The 17,571-nt window shown below is 71.3% G+C and carries 13 protein-coding genes; 8 read left to right on the forward strand and 5 right to left on the reverse strand.

The annotated features are described in order from the left end of the window. Positions 1-4 precede the first annotated feature (4 nt). From BLS99_RS07770 to BLS99_RS07805, 8 genes are all read left to right on the forward strand, one after another. Positions 5-631, forward strand: coding sequence for a TetR/AcrR family transcriptional regulator C-terminal domain-containing protein (locus tag BLS99_RS07770; protein WP_091046383.1), 627 nt, complete (start codon positions 5-7; stop codon positions 629-631). 275 nt (positions 632-906) lie between these two features. After that, complete coding sequence (locus BLS99_RS07775) at positions 907-1,725, forward strand: hypothetical protein (protein WP_091046386.1); 819 nt, start codon at positions 907-909, stop codon at positions 1,723-1,725. Beyond that, positions 1,718-2,011, forward strand: coding sequence for a hypothetical protein (locus BLS99_RS07780; RefSeq protein ID WP_091046390.1), 294 nt, complete (start codon positions 1,718-1,720; stop codon positions 2,009-2,011). The genes BLS99_RS07775 and BLS99_RS07780 overlap by 8 nt, the downstream gene beginning before the upstream one ends. Before the next feature lie 49 nt (positions 2,012-2,060). Next, the gene (locus BLS99_RS07785) at positions 2,061-3,110 is read left to right on the forward strand and encodes a hypothetical protein (protein ID WP_091046394.1); all 1,050 of its coding nucleotides are present in this window, start codon (positions 2,061-2,063) and stop codon (positions 3,108-3,110) included. Between the two features lie 129 nt (positions 3,111-3,239). Beyond that, entirely contained in the window at positions 3,240-3,566 is a 327-nt protein-coding gene (locus tag BLS99_RS07790) for a hypothetical protein (protein ID WP_091046397.1), read from the forward strand. A gap of 2 nt (positions 3,567-3,568) precedes the next feature. Then, a complete protein-coding gene (locus BLS99_RS07795; protein WP_091046400.1) occupies positions 3,569-4,318 on the forward strand; it encodes a hypothetical protein in 750 nt (249 codons plus the stop codon). Further along, complete coding sequence (locus BLS99_RS26105; RefSeq protein ID WP_091046404.1) at positions 4,315-6,384, forward strand: hypothetical protein; 2,070 nt, start codon at positions 4,315-4,317, stop codon at positions 6,382-6,384. The genes BLS99_RS07795 and BLS99_RS26105 overlap by 4 nt, the downstream gene beginning before the upstream one ends. A 374-nt stretch (positions 6,385-6,758) precedes the next feature. Then, entirely contained in the window at positions 6,759-10,073 is a 3,315-nt protein-coding gene (locus BLS99_RS07805) for a discoidin domain-containing protein (RefSeq protein ID WP_425432607.1), read from the forward strand. Positions 10,074-10,124: 51 nt separating this feature from the next. Here BLS99_RS07805 and BLS99_RS07810 read toward each other — a convergent pair whose 3' ends face one another. The 5 genes from BLS99_RS07810 to BLS99_RS07830 form a co-directional block, all read right to left on the reverse strand. Beyond that, positions 10,125-12,164: a beta-galactosidase gene (locus BLS99_RS07810; RefSeq protein ID WP_218126344.1), complete on the reverse strand. Its 2,040-nt coding sequence runs from the start codon at positions 12,162-12,164 to the stop codon at positions 10,125-10,127. 151 nt (positions 12,165-12,315) lie between these two features. Further along, on the reverse strand, positions 12,316-14,418 hold the full coding sequence (locus tag BLS99_RS07815; RefSeq protein ID WP_091046411.1) for a glycoside hydrolase family 2 protein: 2,103 nt from the start codon (positions 14,416-14,418) through the stop codon (positions 12,316-12,318). Between the two features lie 3 nt (positions 14,419-14,421). After that, the gene (locus tag BLS99_RS07820; RefSeq protein ID WP_091046414.1) at positions 14,422-15,294 is read right to left on the reverse strand and encodes a carbohydrate ABC transporter permease; all 873 of its coding nucleotides are present in this window, start codon (positions 15,292-15,294) and stop codon (positions 14,422-14,424) included. Positions 15,295-15,296: 2 nt separating this feature from the next. Then, positions 15,297-16,151, reverse strand: coding sequence for a carbohydrate ABC transporter permease (locus BLS99_RS07825; RefSeq protein ID WP_091047817.1), 855 nt, complete (start codon positions 16,149-16,151; stop codon positions 15,297-15,299). A gap of 59 nt (positions 16,152-16,210) precedes the next feature. Next, the gene (locus BLS99_RS07830) at positions 16,211-17,569 is read right to left on the reverse strand and encodes an ABC transporter substrate-binding protein (protein WP_091046417.1); all 1,359 of its coding nucleotides are present in this window, start codon (positions 17,567-17,569) and stop codon (positions 16,211-16,213) included. Between the last annotated feature and the right edge of the window lie 2 nt (positions 17,570-17,571).

Consider the following 17,571-nt stretch of genomic DNA (forward strand, 5'->3'; position numbering starts at 1 on the left):
CCACATGAACGCGAAGCGGACCAGGGGGCAGCGCGCGGGGCTGAGCCGCGAGCGGGTGCTGGAGGCGGCGCTGGCCCTGGTCGGGCGGGAGGGCATGGGCGCGTTGACGATGCGGCGCCTCGCCGCCGAGCTCGACATCGAGGCGATGACGATCTACCACTACGTGCCGAACAAGGACGCCCTGCTCGACGGGCTCGTGGAGCGGGTGGTCGCGCTGGCCGCGGCCGCGCGCCCGGAGGGCGCCGACTGGCGCGGCACGCTGCTGGAGTACGCCCGGTCGCTGCGGCGGACCCTGCTCGCGCACCCCGCGGTGGTGCCGCTGCTGGCGACGCGCCCGGCGCTCACCGCCGGGACCATGGCCGCGGTCGAGGCCGTGCTCGCCACGCTCCACGAGGGGGGTTTCGCTCCCGCGCAGGGGCTGCGGATGGTCTACGCGACCATCGGACTGGTGGTCGGGCAGTCGGCGGTGGTTCCGGCGGCCTCCGGTTCCGAAGCGCCCCAAGGGATCGACGCGGCAGCGCACCCCTTGTTCGCCGAGGCGCTCGCCGCCGGGGGGAACGGCCCGGAGGAGCGGTTCGAGTTCGCGCTGACCGCGCTCGTCGCCGGGTTCGCGCCCGCCGGGACGGGGTGAACGGACAGCGCTCTCTCGTTAAATCTCGATAACGATCGTGTTGCCGGATGGTTGAGAGTTCAAGCATATTTTACCGGCCGCGGCAACGGAGGCAACCGCGAGTCCACAAGCGAGTTCGTACGCGCGTCCGAAACCGCTGGTCCCGGGGTTTTCGCTGCGGAGGACGCGTTTGACCGCCCTCGTTGACTTCAGGGGCCGGGGGTCCCATACTTCCGAAAAGACTGCATAATATTGGCTTGCCAAGCATCCCCGTTACCGCCTTGCCAGGAGCACCGTTGACCGACGCCCCCTTCAGAGAACGCTCTCTGACCAGCGCCTGCGGCAACGTGACGGTGACCGTCGCCGCCGGTGCGGCGCCCCGTGTCGAACTCGCCGCCGCGACCGAGCGCATGTTCACCCGCGACCTCGCCGAACTCGTCACCGCCACCGCGCGGGAGGCCGCGCACGCGGCCATGGAGGACGCCCTCGCCGAAGGCTCCGGCCCCGACATCGGGGAGGCCATCGACGCGCTCACCGAGTTCACCGCGGGCATCCGCGAACGCGGCTTCGCCGCCGTCATCGCCGAGCGCGCCGCCGCGCTGGAAGACGAAGCGGCGGAGGAGGAGCAGCGGCCCTCCGTCCCCGAGCGGCCGTTCCAGGGCGCCGGGCTCTCCCTCGATCCGGCGGGCCTGGCCGCACTCGATGCCGCACTGGACATGTGGAAGCGCTTCCAGGCGACGCCGCCCGGCACCGGCAAGGGCGAGGAGCCCGGCCCCGTCGGGCGCGCCAAGAGCGAGTCCAAACTGGTCACCGTCGAGGCGACCCTGGAGTTCCCGCTCGCCGAGGTGATCCTCTCCAAGCGCGCCTTGGAGATCGGCGCCAAGGCGCTGTCGGCCGAGATCACCGAGACCGCCGCCGCGGCGGTCGCCGACCTCGACGCCAAGCAGTCCGCGTACCTCACCGGACTCGGCCTCCCCGTCGGCCCCGACGAGGCCAAGGCCGCCGTCGGCGAGGCGGAGACCGTGAGCCGGGACGGCGTCGGCCTCGTCACCGACCTCCGCGCCCAGCAGGACCGCATCGGCGGCATGTTCAGAGAAGGAGGGCACTTTGCCTGAGATCGAGCCCCAGGTCCTGCGCGACCTCGTCGACGGGATCGTCGCCGACGTCGCCCCCAAGATGGAGGAGGCGATGCCGATCATCCCCGAGATCCGCGAACTCGACCAGATGCTCATGGTGTCGGTCCACCCCACCCTCGCCTCGGCGCACATCCTCGCCAGCGGCTACATGATCGAGATGATCCAGGGCGCCGCCGAGTGCTTCAACGCCCTCAACACCGCCCTCACCGAGACCGCCCAGTCCTGGGAGGACTCCGACGGCGCCGCGGCGCAGAGCTTCAAGTGACCCGCCGACCCGTGCCCCTCGGCGCGGCGCACTGAAAGGGAAGTCCCCCATGGCATACCAGGCACCCGACCCCGAGCAGTTCGCCGGGGCCGCGGAGGCGTACGGCTACATGGCGCCGCTCGCCGCCGTCAACATCACCCTGCCCGCCTACGTCTTCGGCGGCCCGTGCGTCCAGCTCTCGCGCATCATCTACCTCAACCAGTGCAACCCCGGCGACATCCTCACCGGCGCCGCGCAGTGGCTCCAGATGGCCCAGAAGTTCGACGAGGCGAAGGAGGCGTTCCAGGCCCGGCTCGACGGCCTCGCGCCCGAGGCGTGGGCCGGCGAGGACCGCGACGCCTTCGACGCCAAGGCCGAGAAGATCGTCAACCAGCTCCAGGCCATCCACGCGTTCGCAATGCACCTGGGCATCTCGATGTTCGCCATCGGGCTCATGCTGTGCGTGATGATCCCGATCATGCTCGTCATGGCCACGGTCCTCATGGCGCTGGCGATCACCACCCTCATCGTGCAGCAGTTCGTCCCGGCCGGGCCGATCATGGCGCTGTCGTGGCGGGCCACCGCGATGACGTTCGGGACCACGGCGCTGACGGCGCTCAAGGCGATGGACGAGGCATGCAGCATGGCCGCGAAGGTCCTCGCGGGCTTCATCGCGGCGAACATGACGCTGACGTGGATCAACATGGCCGCCAACGGGAACATCATCAGCCCGGCCGCCACCATCGGGTCCACCGGCTACAGCTTCCTCCAGGGCCTCGCGCAGCTCGCGGTGGTCAAGCTCATGGCCCCGGGCCGCGGCGCCACGGGCGGGATGCTCAGCAAGATCTCCACCGGTGCCAACGGCGCGCTCATGAAGGCCGGGCCCGGCCTCATCGGCGGCGTGGGCGCGCAGGGCATCTACAACATCGGCAACAGCGCCGCGGGGGACGACGCCCCGAACAAGATGACCGACGCCGGCGTCGACGTCGGCGCGTACGACTTCATCCCCGACACGTTCGGGGACAAGGCCAGGGCCGGGGACGACGCCCCGAGCTGGCGCCCGGACGGCTCCAAGCCCGAGCCCGAGGAGGAAGGGGCGGAGGGCGAAGCGGCCGCCTGACCCGGCGGCCCCCGCGTGGCCACCGCTCAGTATGGTGGACGCGCTTGATTGAATACGCGGTATTTATACCCTTTTGGACGATCGCGGCCCGCCGGCACCGGACCGCGACTGGCACAGATCGGCGACCCCATGGCAAGAGAGATCGACCCTGAGGCGATCCAGGAGTACAAGACCCTGATCCAGGAGCAGCTGGACCATCTCGACACGATCATCCCGCGGCTCAAGAAGGGGGAGGTCCTCGGACGCCTCCCGGCGTTCGGGCAGCTCGACGCCTCCGCGGGCGCGCGCACGAACTACGAGACGTTCCACTCGACCACCTGGGACAACCTCCAGAACCTGCGCGTCTCCCTGAGCGGCATGATGGAGACCCTCCAGGACTCCGCGGACCAGTCCGACGAGTCCGATGACGCCGTCATCGCCGACATGAACAGCTACGAGTCCGAGCTGGGCGGTTAGGCGTGGCGCGGAGGACGCGCGGCGCCGCCGCGGTGGCAGCGGCGGCCCTGGCGCTCGCGGGCTGCTCGGGCACCGACTCCGGGGGGAGCGGGCCCGACGCGCCGAGCGGGTCCTACGCCGTCATGGGCGACTGGCTCGGCTGCGAGGTCTTCGGGGACTTCGCCGACCTCCAGGCGCAGCTGGGGGCGACGGCCATAGACGGCGAGCTCCAGAGCACCCCCATCGGGGAGGGGGTCGACGCCGAGTCCGCCGGGTGCGCGGGCCTGTTCGACCTCGCCACGTTCGAGGACGTCCAGGGGAGCTTCGAGTACTCCTCGACCGGCGACGCCGCCGTCCGCGGCGGCCTGGCCCCCTGGAACGACGAGGCCGAGGCCGAGGCGAACTTCGCCGACCGGGTCGCCCAGCGCCGCGAGAACGCCGCCGGGATCGCCTACACCGGCGAGACCGAGGGCGAACTGGCCGGGGACTGGGACGAGAGCCTCTACATCGCCGCCGACACCGACAACCGGTACTACGTCGACGCGTGGGGGCGCAAGGGCGACTGGATCGTCTACCTGTCCGTCGACTTCCTGCACGACCCCGGGGCGGGGGCCTACGAGTCGGCGCCGGAGTTCTACCCGGACTCCAGCGCCGAGGAGATGGCCGTGTACCCGTTCACCAACGAATCGCTCGTCGCCTGGATCACCGGCGAGCACCTCACCCAGATCCAGAGCGACATCCTCCAGCGAGCCGAGAGCGAGGCGGGCCAGTGACCGAAGCAGCCGAGATCGAGAAGGAAGACTACGGCAAGATCGAGGAGGGGCAGTCCTCCTCGCAGTTCACCGTGGCGCAGAACGACCTCCTGGTCAAGCCCTCGTGCGAGACCGGCGACTGCACGTGCAAGGTGGAGGAGCCCGCCGAGGCCGCCTGGGTCAAGCTCATGTCGGCCGTGCCGCAGGCGTCGCAGATCAACAACCTGCGCGCCGCGCGCGAGGGCACCATGATGCTGCCCGAGGGCCAGACCATCCAGAGCATGGTGAAGTCGATCCGGCCCCAGCCCGAGGCCGACTACGCCATCGACACCATCCGCGACGCCTGGACCGACTTCTTCGAGGAGTTCCGGATCGTCGGGCCCAAGCTGGAGCAGGGCCTGGCCACGCTGTCCAGCGCCTGGAAGGGCGACGACTTCGACGCCTTCGAGGAGCAGGCCGAGACGGTCATCAAGAACTGCAAGACGATCCAGAACGACATCGGCGGCGAGAGCGGCGCCGACGGCGTCATCAAGGTCCTCGACACCAAGCAGTCGGAGATCTTCGAGCAGCAGGGCGGCACCGCGTGCGTCTACCCCGCGCCGAAGTTCTTCATGGAGGGCACCAGCTGCGGGTCGCACCGCATCCACATCCGCCCCCCGTTCTTCCGCAACTGCGAGATCCGCGCCAACGACGAGACCAAAGCGGCCTTGGAGCTCGCCGGGTTCGACCCGCAGATCGTGGACGAGGTCAGCGAGGGCCGCCAGCAGACGTACGACATGTGGAACGAGTACGTCACCGCCAACCCCGACTACGAGGAGGGCGGCCTCAAGGGCAAGGCGCTCGCCGAGTCGAAGGCCGAGGAGTACGCGACCCGGCGCCTCGACACGCTCGGCACCCAGGGCTCCAGCCAGCTCGAGGAGGAGGCCGCGCGGGTCAACGAGGAGGTGACCGAGCGGCACAGCAACGTCGAGGCCCAGGTCACCGACATCGCCCCGGACTCCAAGCCGGGCGAGCAGACCACCTTCAACGACGGCCCCGACACCGACTTCCCCGGGCCCGGCGGGCTCGACACGGGCGGCGGCGGCGGGATGCCCGACCTCGACCAGTCGGGCCTGAACAACATGTCCGGGCCCACCGACCTGTCGAAGCTCTCGGACACCCCGGGCGGGCTCAACGGGACCGGGAACTCCCCCGGCGGGCTGGACACGACCGGCGGACTCAACGGCACCGGCAACGCGCCCGGCGACTACAGCGGCGGCAACGGCCTCAACGGGCTCGACGACGAGAACCCGTTCGGCGCCGGCCAGGACCCGGACAACCTCGGCGGCGCCTACGGCAGCGGGGGCACCCCGCCCGGCGGCATCAACGGCGGCAGCGACCTCAGCCCCTACAACTCCCCCGAGGCGCCCGACCTCGACGACGTCAGCGGCGGTCTCGCCGGGGGCGGCGGCGCGGGCGGCCTGAGCGGACCCCCGCCCGGCGGCCTCGGCGGCGGCGGTGGCGGGCTCTCGGGCGGCGGCCTGGGCGGCGGCCTCGGCGGCGGGGGCACCAACCTCGTGCCGACGAACCTGCGCCCGCCCACGGGCGTCGGCGGCGGCGGGCTCAAGCCCGGCTCGACCACCGGGAAGGGCCTGGGCGGCAAGACCCCCGGGTACACCTCGATCCGCAACGCGGGCCCCGGCGGGACCAAGCCGGGCGGCCTCGGCGGCGGGCGCGGGCTCTCGGGCACCGGTGCCGGCGGCGCCAAGCCCGGCGGGCTCGGCGGCAGCGGCTCCGGTCTGCGCGGCGGAGGCAGCGTCCCCGGCGGGTCCGGGAGCGGGTCGGGCCTGCGCGGCGGCGGCGTCGGCGGTGCGGGCGGCGGCTCCGGCCTCGGCCGCGGTGCGGGCGGCATGGGCGCCGCGGGCGCCGGTGCCGCGGGCGGGCGCGGCGCGGGCGCGGCCGGTGCGCACGGCGGCATGATGGGCGGCGCGCCGGGCGGACGCGGCCCCGGCGACGACCAGGACCACGAGAAGAAGTACTGGCTCGTGGAGGAGGAGGACACGTGGGGCGGCGGCCCCGAGGACGAGGACGACGACCCCTTCGCATAGCTCCTCCCGATAGCAGACCGGGGTCCTGATCCGCCACCGTGCAGGCGGATCGGGGCCCCGGTCTTCGCATGCCCGGAACCGAGAACCGCCGTCGCGCCCCGCCTTCTCGCGGCGGTAATTGGTTTCGCGACCCGATTTTGCCCATCGCTCCCATGAGGACCGGGATGCGGCATTCGCGGTCGACGTATTGACAAGCGTAATTTCGTGGCATTAGAATCTCCAATTAGGTATAGCGCTAAACCTTCATCTCCCAGCCACTTCATACCTCCAGACTCCCTTACAGATCGACGCTTGTCGATCTACTGAGTGGTGCGCGAAATACCCCCAGTGGATCGGGAATGCGTCTCCCCGAGCAAGGAGCCATCATGAGATTCATGCGCCTCGCCATCGCGGCGGCGACTGTGGTCGCCGCCGTGGCGGCAGCGCTCGTGCCGGCCGCGGCGGTGCACGCCGCGGACGGCGTCAACCTGGCGGCGGGCAGGACGCTCACCGCCAGCAGCCAGTCGCAGGGCTACACCGCGGCCAACGCCGCCGACGGCAACCAGGGCACCTACTGGGAGAGCGCCAACGGCGCCTTCCCGCAGTGGCTCCAGGTCGACCTCGGCGCCGCGGCGGCGGTGAGCGAGCTGGTCCTGGAACTGCCCGCGCTCCCCGCCTGGCAGACCCGGACCCAGACCATCGAGGTGCGCACCAGCACCGACGGGTCGAACTTCACCACCCTGACCGCGGCGCAGGGGTACACGTTCAACCCCAACAGCGGCAACACGGTCACCGTCGCGCTCCCCGAGACCGACGCGCGGTACGTGCGGCTGGTCTTCACCGCCAACACCGGCTGGCCCGCCGCGCAGATCTCCGAGTTCGAGGTCTACGGCGAGGCCGGCGCCCCGTCGCAGACCGGGGAGCTGGCGGTCGGCAAGCCCATCACCGCGTCGTCCACCGTGCACACCTTCGCGGCCGCGAACGCCAACGACGGCGACACCTCCACGTACTGGGAGGGCGCGAACGGCGCCTACCCGAGCACGCTGACCGTGGCGCTCGGCGCGAACGCCGAACTCGACCGGATCGTCGTCAAGCTCAACCCCGATCCGATATGGGGCGCGCGCACGCAGACGTTCTCGGTGCTCGCACGCGACGCCGGAGGCGGGTCCTTCGCGCAGATCAAGGCTTCGGCGGCGTACGCCTTCGATCCCGCGTCGGGCAACACCGTCAGCATCCCGGTGACCGGCACCTACGGCGAGATCCGGCTCCAGTTCACCGGGAACACCGGTGCGCCCAACGGGCAGGTCGCGGAGTTCCAGGTGTTCGGCGAGGCCGCGCCCGCGCCGAACCTGGAGGTCACCGGTATGTCGTGGAGTCCGGCGTCCCCGAGCGAGACCGACGCGGTGACCCTCTCGGCCACGGTCGCGAACACCGGCGAGGTCGCCTCCCCCGCCAGCGCGGTGGACCTCGTCCTCGACGGTGAAGTGGTCGGATCCGCGACCGTCGGCGGCCTCGCCGCCGGCGCCTCGCAGACGGTGAACGCCCCGATCGGATCGCTCAGCGCGGGCGACCACGAAGTCGGCGCCGAGGTCGACCCGAGCGGGTCGGTGGTCGAGGCCGACGAGTCCGACAACGAGTACACGCACGCGGACGCGCTGGCAGTCAGCGCGATCGCGACCTCGGACCTGGTGGCGAGCGTGGTCTCGTGGACGCCGAGCAGTCCGGCGGCGGGCGACGCGGTGGACTTCTCGGTGACGATCGGCAACCAGGGCAGCCTCGCCTCGGCAAGCGGTGCGCACGGCGTCACGCTCAAGGTCGTGGACAACGAGACCGGCGCCGTGGTGCGGACCCTGTCGGGCTCGCACACGGGGGTGATCGCGGCGGGCGGCGGTTCGGGCGCGATCGACCTGGGCTCGTGGACCGCGGCCGACGGCCAGTACACCGTGGAGGTCGCGGTGGCCGTGGACGGCAACGAGCACGCCGTCAAGCAGGGCAACAACACCACGACCCGGACGCTCTCGGTCGGGCGCGGCGCCGACATGCCGTACACCCTGGACGAGGCCGAGCACGCCGCGCCCGGCGGCGGCGCGCAGGTGCTGGCCCCGAACCGCAGGATCGGCGACCTCGCGGGCGAGGCCAGCGGCCGCCAGGCCGTGGTCCTCGACGGGACCGGCGAGTACGTCCAGTTCACCACCACCACCGACACCAACACGCTGGTGACCCGCTTCGCGATCCCCGACGCGGCCGGAGGCGGGGGCATCACCTCGACGCTGAACCTGTACGTCGACGGGCAGCTCCTCCAGCCGATCACGCTCACCTCGAAGTACGCGTGGCTGTACGGGGCCGAGGCGAGCCCGAACAACTCGCCGAGCTCCGGCGCGGCCCGCCACATCTACGACGAGGCGAACGTGCTGCTGGACGAGGTGATCCCCGCGGGGAGCACGATCCGGCTCCAGAAGGACGCGGCGAACACCGCGGCCTACTACGCGATCGACTTCATCAGCCTCGAAGAGGTCGCGCCGATCGCGAACCCGGACGAGTCGCGGTACGTCGAGCCCAGCGGGTTCACGCACCAGGCGGTCCAGAACGCCCTCGACCAGGTCCGCATGGACACCACGGGGAACCTCCTCGGGGTGTACCTGCCCGCGGGCGACTACGCCACGTCGTCGAAGTTCCAGGTGTACGGCGGGGCCGTCGAGATCATCGGCGCCGGTCCCTGGTACACCCGGTTCTACGCGCCGACCGGCCAGGAGAACACCGACGTCGGGTTCCGCGCGGACGCCACGGCGAACGGCTCGACGTTCTCCGGGTTCGCCTACTTCGGGAACTACACCTCCCGGATCGACGGGCCCGGCAAGGTCTTCGACTGGCAGAACGTGTCGGACATGACGATCGACAACACGTGGACCGAGCACCAGGTGTGCATGTTCTGGGGCTCGAACATGGACGGCATCGAGATCACGGACTCGCGGGCGCGCAACCTGTTCGCGGACGCGATCAACATGACGAACGGGAGCTCGGGGAACCTGGTCCAGAACGTCGAGTCGCGCGCCTCCGGCGACGACAGCTTCGCGCTGTTCGCCGCCACCGACGCGGGCGGCGGCCTCCAGACCGGGAACGTGTACGAGAACCTGACCTCGATCCTCACCTGGCGGGCCGCGGGCCTGGCCGTCTACGGCGGCACCGGGAACACGTTCCGGGACATCCACATCGCCGACACGCTCGTCTACTCGGGCATCACGATCAGCTCGCTGGACTTCGGATACCCGATGGACGGCTTCGGGTCGAGCCCGACGACGAACTTCGAGAACATCTCGATCGTCAGGGCCGGCGGCCACTTCTGGGGCGCGCAGACGTTCCCGGGGATCTGGGTCTTCTCGGCGTCCAAGGTCTTCCAGGGCATCCGCGTCTCCAACGTGGACATCGTGGACCCGACCTACTCGGGGATCATGTTCCAGACCAACTACACCGGCGGCACGGCCCAGAACCCGGTCACGGACACGGTCTTCACCGACGTGTCGGTCACCGGGGCGCAGCTGAGCGGCGACGAGTTCCAGTCCAAGTCCGGCATCGGCATCTGGGTCAACGAGATGCCGGAGGCGGGCCAGGGCCCGGCGGTCGGTGAAGCGGTCTTCAACGGCCTCGAACTGAGCGGCAACCACGAGGACATCCGGAACAACACGACCACGTTCGACCTCGTCATCAACTAGCGGAAGGGAGCGGGCCCCGCCGAGGCGACTCGGCGGGGCCTCTTCGTGCGGCTAGTGCGCGCGCGGGCGCTCGACGACGGCGTTGCCGAAGGGGGCGAGGTCGACCGTCTCGCCGCCGGCCTCGACGCTGACCGCGGCCGGGGTGAAGTTGAGCACGAACACGAAGTCCGTGGTCCCGTCGGTGCGGACCTGCGCGGTGACGCCGGGCGGGAGGTCGGCGTCGAGCGCGCGCTCCACGCCGGTCTCGGCGACCAGGCGGCCGTAGAAGTCCGCGAGGAAGTCGTCCCCGGTGCGGGCGGCGATGAAGTACGCCCTGCCCTCGCCGCGGCGGTTCACCGTGAGCGCCGGGCGGCCGGCGTAGAAGTCGGACCCGTAGGCGCCCAGGGTCTCCGCGGTCTCGGCGTGGATCAGTTCGCACAGCTCCACGGCCTCGTACGCGGTGCCGTCCCACTCGATCGCGTTGCGGTCCTCGGGGTAGAGCGCGTCGATCTCCTCGGCCCAGATCCCGAGCGTCTCGCGGAGCGGGCCGGGGAAGCCGCCGAGGAACGTGCGGTCGTGCTCGTCCACGTAGCCGGTGGCGTACGTGGCGACGAAGGTGCCGCCGCGCCGCACGAACGCGTCGATCGCCTCGGCCACGCCGGGGCGGAGCATGTAGAGCATCGGGGCGACCAGGACCTTGTAGCGGTCGAGGTGGCCGGGCGAGGCGATGAGGGAGGAGTCGATGACGTCGGTGGGGACGCCCTGCTCCCAGAACGCGCGGTAGTGCGCCACGACCGCGCCCTCGTAGTCGGTGCGTCCCTGGAGCATGCCCTTCTGGTCCTCCAGGGCCCAGCGCAGGTGCCAGTCGTAGACCACGGCCACCTCGGCGGGGGTGTCGGTGCCGACGACCCCGTCGAGTTCGGCGAGGCGGGCGCCGACCTCGGCCACGTCCTGGAAGACGCGGGTCCGCTCGGTGCCCTCGTGGTCGACGACGGCGCCGTGGAACTTCTCGGAGCCGCCGCGGCCCTTGCGGAACTGGAAGTACTGCACGGTGTCCGAGCCGTGCGCGACGGCCTGGAGGGACTGGAGCAGGTGCACGCCGGGCCGGTGGAGCTTGGCGACCGGGCGCCAGTTGGTGGCCGAGGGCGAGGACTCCATGAGCATGAACGGCTTGCCCTTGAGGCTGCGCGTCAGGTCGTGGAGGAAGGAGGCGCGGGCGCCCTTGGCGGCGTCCTTCTCGGTGCCGGTCCACTCGGGGTAGGAGTCCCAGGAGACGACGTCGAGGGCCTGCGCGAGCCGGAAGTAGTCGATGCCCGGGTAGGTGCCCATGAGGTTGGTCGTGCGCGGCACGTCCGGGGTGATCGCCTTGAGCGGCGCGGTCTCGTGCTCGTAGAAGTCCACGAACTGCTCGGTGGTGAAGCGCATCCACTCCAGTTGGAGGCCGTGGATGTCCTGCTCGCCGCGCCCGTGCTCGGACGGGGACTCGATGTGCGACCAGTCGCCGTAGGTCTTGGCCCAGAACGCGGTCCACCACGCCTCGTTCAGCTCCTCGAGGGAGGCGAAGCGGGTCTTGAGGTACTCGCGGAAGCGCTCCTGGCACAGGTCGCAGTGGCACTCGCCGCCGTACTCGTTGGAGAGGTGCCACAGGCCCAGCGCGGGGTGGTCCTTGTAGCGCTCGGCCAGCGCGGTGTTGACCGCGGTGGTCTTCTCGCGGTACACCGGCGAAGTGAGGCAGTGGTTGTGCCGGCCGCCGTGGCGGTTCCTCGTGCGGTCGCGGTTGACGCGCAGGACCTCGGGGTAGGCGCGGCTCATCCAGCCGGGGCGGGCGCCGGTGGGGGTGGCGAGGACGGCGGTGATCTCGTTCTCGGCCATGAGGTCGAGGATCTCGTCGAGCCAGCCGAACTCGTAGCGGCCCTCCTCGGGTTCGAGTGCGGCCCAGGCGAAGATGCCGACGGAGAGGGTGTTGATCCCGGCGAGGCGGGCGAGGCGCATGTCCTCCTTCCAGGTGGTCTCCTTGGAGGCGCGCCACTGGTCGGGGTTGTAGTCGCCGCCGTGCAGCAGGTGCGGGACGCCGGGGACGATTGGCGCGTGGCGGACGATCGGTCGGTTCACGGGTGGGTGCTCCTTGGGCCTGGTCGGCTTTACCGGTATAACGCTTGCCAGTACAAGCTAGGTCGCGTCAGGCGGCATGTCAATGCGATCCCAGGGTCCGGACCGGCGCCCCGGGTCGGGGCGCCGGTCGCGGGGCACCGGTCGGGGGGATTCAGTCGAGGCCGGGGCGCGGGGCGTCCGCGAACTCGCCGGGGCGGGCGCCGCGGCGGTTCGGGGGCTCGACCTCGGCGGCGTCGAGGAACGCGCGGGCGAGGACGCGGCCCTCGTCGTCGGCGAGCCACACGAGCAGGCGCGCGGGCCCGTCGACCGCGGGCACGGTCAGCGGGACGGCGGGCGAGAGCCGGAACGGCTCGGCCTTGACCGGGTCGGTCGTCGCGGCGGGCGCGGGGACGGCGGTGCCGTGCGGGGTCCCGGCGGGGACCCAGGCGGCCTGGACGGTGCCGGAGGCCGCGGTGGGGCCGTGGTGCGAGACGTGGACGTCGACGGTGAAGGGCGCGGCGGGCGGCTCGATGTCGGCGCCCGCGGCGAGCGGCACGAGGTCGAGCACGAGCACGGTGTCGGCGTTGACGTCGGCGGGGACGGCCCCGCCCCAGTCCTTGGGGCGCCGGTCGGCGTCGAGGAGGCCGGCGGCCTCGTGCTCGACGTCGGCGAACTCGGTGTAGACGTACCCGGCGAAGCGGTCGTGGCGGCGCAGCTCCTGGGTCTCCCAGCGCAGATGCCAGGCCCGTTCGAGGCTGGTGAAGCCCTCGCCGTACTCGCTGTTGACGATGGGGACGCCGAAGCGCGGGAACGCGGGGTCGCCGTAGAGGGACTTGTCGACGGTGAAGTCGGGGCCGAGGCGGACCGGGAACGCCTCCTGCTCGCCGGAGGCGAGGCGGGCGACGGCGTCCTTCCACTCCCCCAGGTGCGGTTCGTAGTAGTGCCAGTCGAGGAGGTCGGTGCGCACGTGGGACCAGCCGGAGTTCTCCACGATGGGGCGGGTGGCGTCGAGTTCGCGCAGGCGCTCGTAGGCGTGGACGGCGGCCTCGGCGCGGGCGGCGCTGCCGGGGATGTCCCAGTCGAGGCCCCACTCCTCGTTGTACAGGCCCCAGATCACGATGCCGGGGTGGTTGCCGTCGCGTTCGACCATGGCGGGGAGCTGGGCCTCGAACGCGGCGGCGGCCTCGGGCGAGAAGCGGCTGGGGCAGGCGGGCTCGGCCCACACGAGCATCCCGGTGCGGTCGGCCTCGTGGAGCCACAGGGGCTCCTCGAACTTGAGGTGCTTGCGGACCAGGTTGTAGCCGAGGCCGCGGGCGAGGTCGAGGTCGCGCAGGAGCGCGGCGGCGTCGGGGGCGGTGAGGCCGGTGTCGGGCCAGTAGCCCTGGTCGAGGACGCCGCGCAGGTAGATCCGCTCGCCGTTGAGGTACAGCTCCTCGCCGCGGGCCTCGAAGCGGCGCAGGCCGGTCGTGGCGGTGACGAGGTCGGCGCCGTCCCCGTCGCCGGTGCGGACCTCGACGCGGTACAGGTGCGGGCGCTCGGGGCTCCACAGGACGGGGTCGGCGATGTCGATGCGGCCCTTGGCGACGCCGTCGGCGTCGGCGGTCACGGTGACGGTCTCGCCGGTGTCGGCGGTGGCCGTGACCCGGGTTCCGGCGGGGGCGTCGCCGGCGAGGACGGCGGTGACGTCGATGCCGGTGAGGGAGTCGCCGCGCAAGGCCACGGAGGCGGCGTGGGTGCGGCCGCGGGCCTCGATCCACACTGTCTGCCAGATCCCGGAGGTGGGCGTGAAGGACACGCCGTCGTAGTCGTCGCGCGGGAGGGACCGCTGCTTGCCGTGGGCGATGGCGCGCTTGTCGGCGGGGGCGCGGACCTCCACTTCGAGGGCGGCGGGGACGCCGGGGGCGAGGGCGCCGGTCACGTCGAACTCGAAGGACTCGTAGCCGCCGGTGTGCTCGCCGACCACGGCGCCGTCGATGCGCACGACCGCGTGGTGGTGGACGGCGCCGAAGCTGAGCACGACCCGCGATCCGGCCCACGCGGCGGGCGCGGTGACGGTGCGCCGGTAGGTGCCGTGCTCCAGCCAGGTGCGGTGCACGCCCGAGGCCCGGCTCTCCCACGCGAACGGGACCGTGATGGGGCCCTCGTAGCCGTCGGCGGCGAAGTCCCAGGCGCCGTTGAGGTTCAGCCAGCGCGCGGAGCGGTCCCGGTCGGGGCGGGGGTACTCGGCTCGCGGAGGCAGGGCCTCGGGGCGAGGCGTCTCGGGTGGGAGGGTCATGCGTCAGCCTTTCACGCTGCCGGCGAGGATGCCGTTGATGAAGTGCCGCTGGAGCAGGATGAACAGCACCAGCAGCGGGACGAGTGCGACGGAGCTCGCCGCGAGCAGTTCGCCTGTGACGGTGGCGTAGTCGGCGCCGATCCGGTTGCCGGTGATGTTCTGCGCGAGAGTGGAGAGCACGACCTGGAGGGTCGCCATGCGCTCGGAGCTCGCGGCCACCACGGGCCAGACGAAGTCGTTGTAGATGTTCATGACGGTGAGCACCCCGAGGCCGGCGAGGCCGGGGCGGATGACGGGGACGACGACGCGCCAGAAGATGGCGAACTCGCCGCAGCCGTCGACGCGGGCGGCGTCGAGGAGTTCGTCGGGGACGGCGCTGATGACCTGCCGCATCCAGAAGATCGCGAAGGCGTCGACCGCGCCGGGGAGGATGAGCGCCTGGTAGGTGTTCACCCAGCCGAGCTCCTTCATCTCCAGCAGCAGCGGGATGATGAGGACGATCGTCGGGAGCATGAGCGTGACGAGCACGGCCCCGAAGACGAGGTTCTTGCCGATCCACTGGTACTTCGCGAAGGCGAAGGCCGCGAGCGGGGCGAGGAACATCGTGGCGGCGCCCTTGAACAGGAGCACCACGGCGGTGTTGACGAAGCCCTGTCCGATGGGGACGTCCTGGAACATCGCGGTGTAGTTGTCGAGCGTGAACGCGGAGAGGTCGAAGGTCAGCGGGGACCTGACGATGTCGTCGGCGGGTTTGAATGACGAGAGCAGCGCCCAGGCGACGGGGAAGAGGAAGGCCGCCAGCAGGAGCATCAGGAACAGGTGCGAGCCGATGCGGGGCCGGGTGCGCTCGGGGGCGCGTTGGATCGTGGCGGCCATCGTCAGTCCTTCGCTCGCAGCAGGCGGACGAACAGGAGCGAGAGCGCCATGACGAGGACGACCAGGAGGAAGGAGTTGGCCGCGCCGGTGCCCAGGTCCGCCCGGGTGATGTGGTTGTAGAGGTAGTAGCCCGCGGTGGTGGTCGAGTTGTACGGCCCGCCCTGGGTGACCACGAACGGCTCGGCGAACATCTGGAACACCGCGAGGGTCTGGAGGACCACGGCGAACCCGATGGTGCGCCGCAGGAGCGGCACCGTGATGCTCCAGAGCTGGCGTCCCTTGGAGGCGCCGTCGAGGTCGGCGGCCTCGTAGATCGAGGCGTTGATCGACTGGAGGCCCGAGAGCAGGATGATGACGATGAACCCGGTGGTCTTCCACAGGAACAGGAGCGCGAGGGTCGGCTTGGCCCAGGCGCTGGTGGTGAGCCAGCCGGTCTCGGGGAGCCCGAAGAGGCCGAGGAACGCGTTCACGGCGCCGTAGCGCTGGTCGAACAGGACGACCCAGATCTGGGCGACGGCCACGAGCGGGGTCACGAACGGGACGATGAACGCGACCCGGTAGAGCCCGCGCAGCCGCAGCTTCGCGTTGTCGAGCAGGACCGCGACGAGGACGCCGAGGACCATCTGGACCGGGACGATGAGGAGCCACAGGACCGCGGAGTTCCCCAGGGAGGACCAGAACGCGGGGTTGGTGAGCAGGTAGGTGTAGTTGTCCCAGCCGACCCAGGTGGCCGCGCCCGTGCCGCGCCAGTCGGTGAAGGACAGGCGGGCGGTGAAGAACAGCGGGTAGACGCTGAAGGCGGCGAAGACCGCGACGAAGGGCAGCACGAACACGTAGGGCGCGAGGCGCCGGCGCATGCGGGGCCCGCGCCCGGCGCGAGGGGCGCGCCGGGTCGCGGGCGGTGCGGCGAGGGCCGTCACTGGCGGTCGACCAGGTTCGTCTGGATGTCCTCGCTGGACTGGGCGAGGACCTCCTGCGGGGTCATGTCGCCGTCGAGCATCCGCTGGACGTTGTTGCCGAGGTAGTCGACGGCGCCGGTCCACCAGGCGGGGGTGGGCGTGCCGCCGGGGATCTGGGCGCCGGCCTCGGTGGCGACGGTCCACAGGTCCTGGCCGCCGAGGGCGGTGATCTCGCTGTAGAGGGGCTTGGCGGGGTCGGCGGCGGGGCCGTAACTGGGGATGGAGGTGGCGAGGCCCTCGGGGTAGACGTCGCCGGGACCCCAGACGGCGGCGTAGCCGGCCTCGTCGAACATGAGGAACTCGTAGAAGAGCCAGGCGAGGTCGGCGTTCGGGCCGTCCTTGGGGAGGACGAACGAGGAGCCGCCCATGGCGCCGGAGCGGGCGCCGCCGGCGTCCCAGGCCGGGAGCTGGGTGGCGCGCCAGTCGCCGCTGGTGGCGGTGAGGACCTGCTGGGGCGCGAAGGAGAACCAGATGGCCCAGGGGTAGAAGACCTGGTTGCCGTTGTCGAGTTCGGCGATGTCGGTGGGCGTCAGGTACTCGGCGCGGGTGCCGAGCCCTTCGGTGCGGACGGTGTCGAGGAACGTGAGGATGCGCTCGAACTCGGGGGTGTCGAGGCGGAGGTTCCCGTCGGCGTCGGCGATGGAGGTGCCGAGCTGGCTCGCGTACATGTCCAGCTGGAGCTGGCCGAGGAACGCGGACTGCTCCAGGTGGATGGGCGCGGCGCCGGGGACGGCGGCCTGGTAGTCGCGGGCGGCCTGGAGGAGGTCGTCGTAGGTGGCGATGGCGGCCACGTCGATCCCGGCGGCGTCGAGGGCGGTCGCGTTGTAGAACAGCAGGCCGGGGTCGAGGTCGAAGGGGACGCCGTAGACGCCGCCGGCGACGGTGTTGACGTCGAGCTTCTGGGGGGCGATGTCCGCGGCGTAAGGGGCGAGCACGTCGCTGAGGTCCCACAGGTAGTCGGTGAAGCCGCCGACCTTGGCGTCGTCGAGGAAGACGCCGTCGGGCACGTCGGCCCCGGTGATGAGGGTGTTCTGGAGCTTGGCGTCGATGTCGACGGCGACGTGGTCGACCTTGATGTCGGGGTACTTGGCGTTGAAGTCGGCGATGACGCCTTCGAAGACCTCGAAGAGGTCCCCGGAGCGGTCCCAGATCGTGATCTCGCCTTCGGTGCGGTCGGGGGCCTTGAGCAGGCGCGACGCGTCGGACCCCTCCTCGTCGGAGGCGATGTCGGGTCCGCAGGCGGCGAGGGCGGGTGCCGCGGCGGCGAGCCCGGCCGACGCGAGCAGGGCGCGTCGCCGGAGGAGATGGCGGTGCATGG

The organism is Glycomyces sambucus (assembly GCF_900102815.1).
Taxonomy (GTDB): domain Bacteria; phylum Actinomycetota; class Actinomycetes; order Mycobacteriales; family Micromonosporaceae; genus Glycomyces; species Glycomyces sambucus.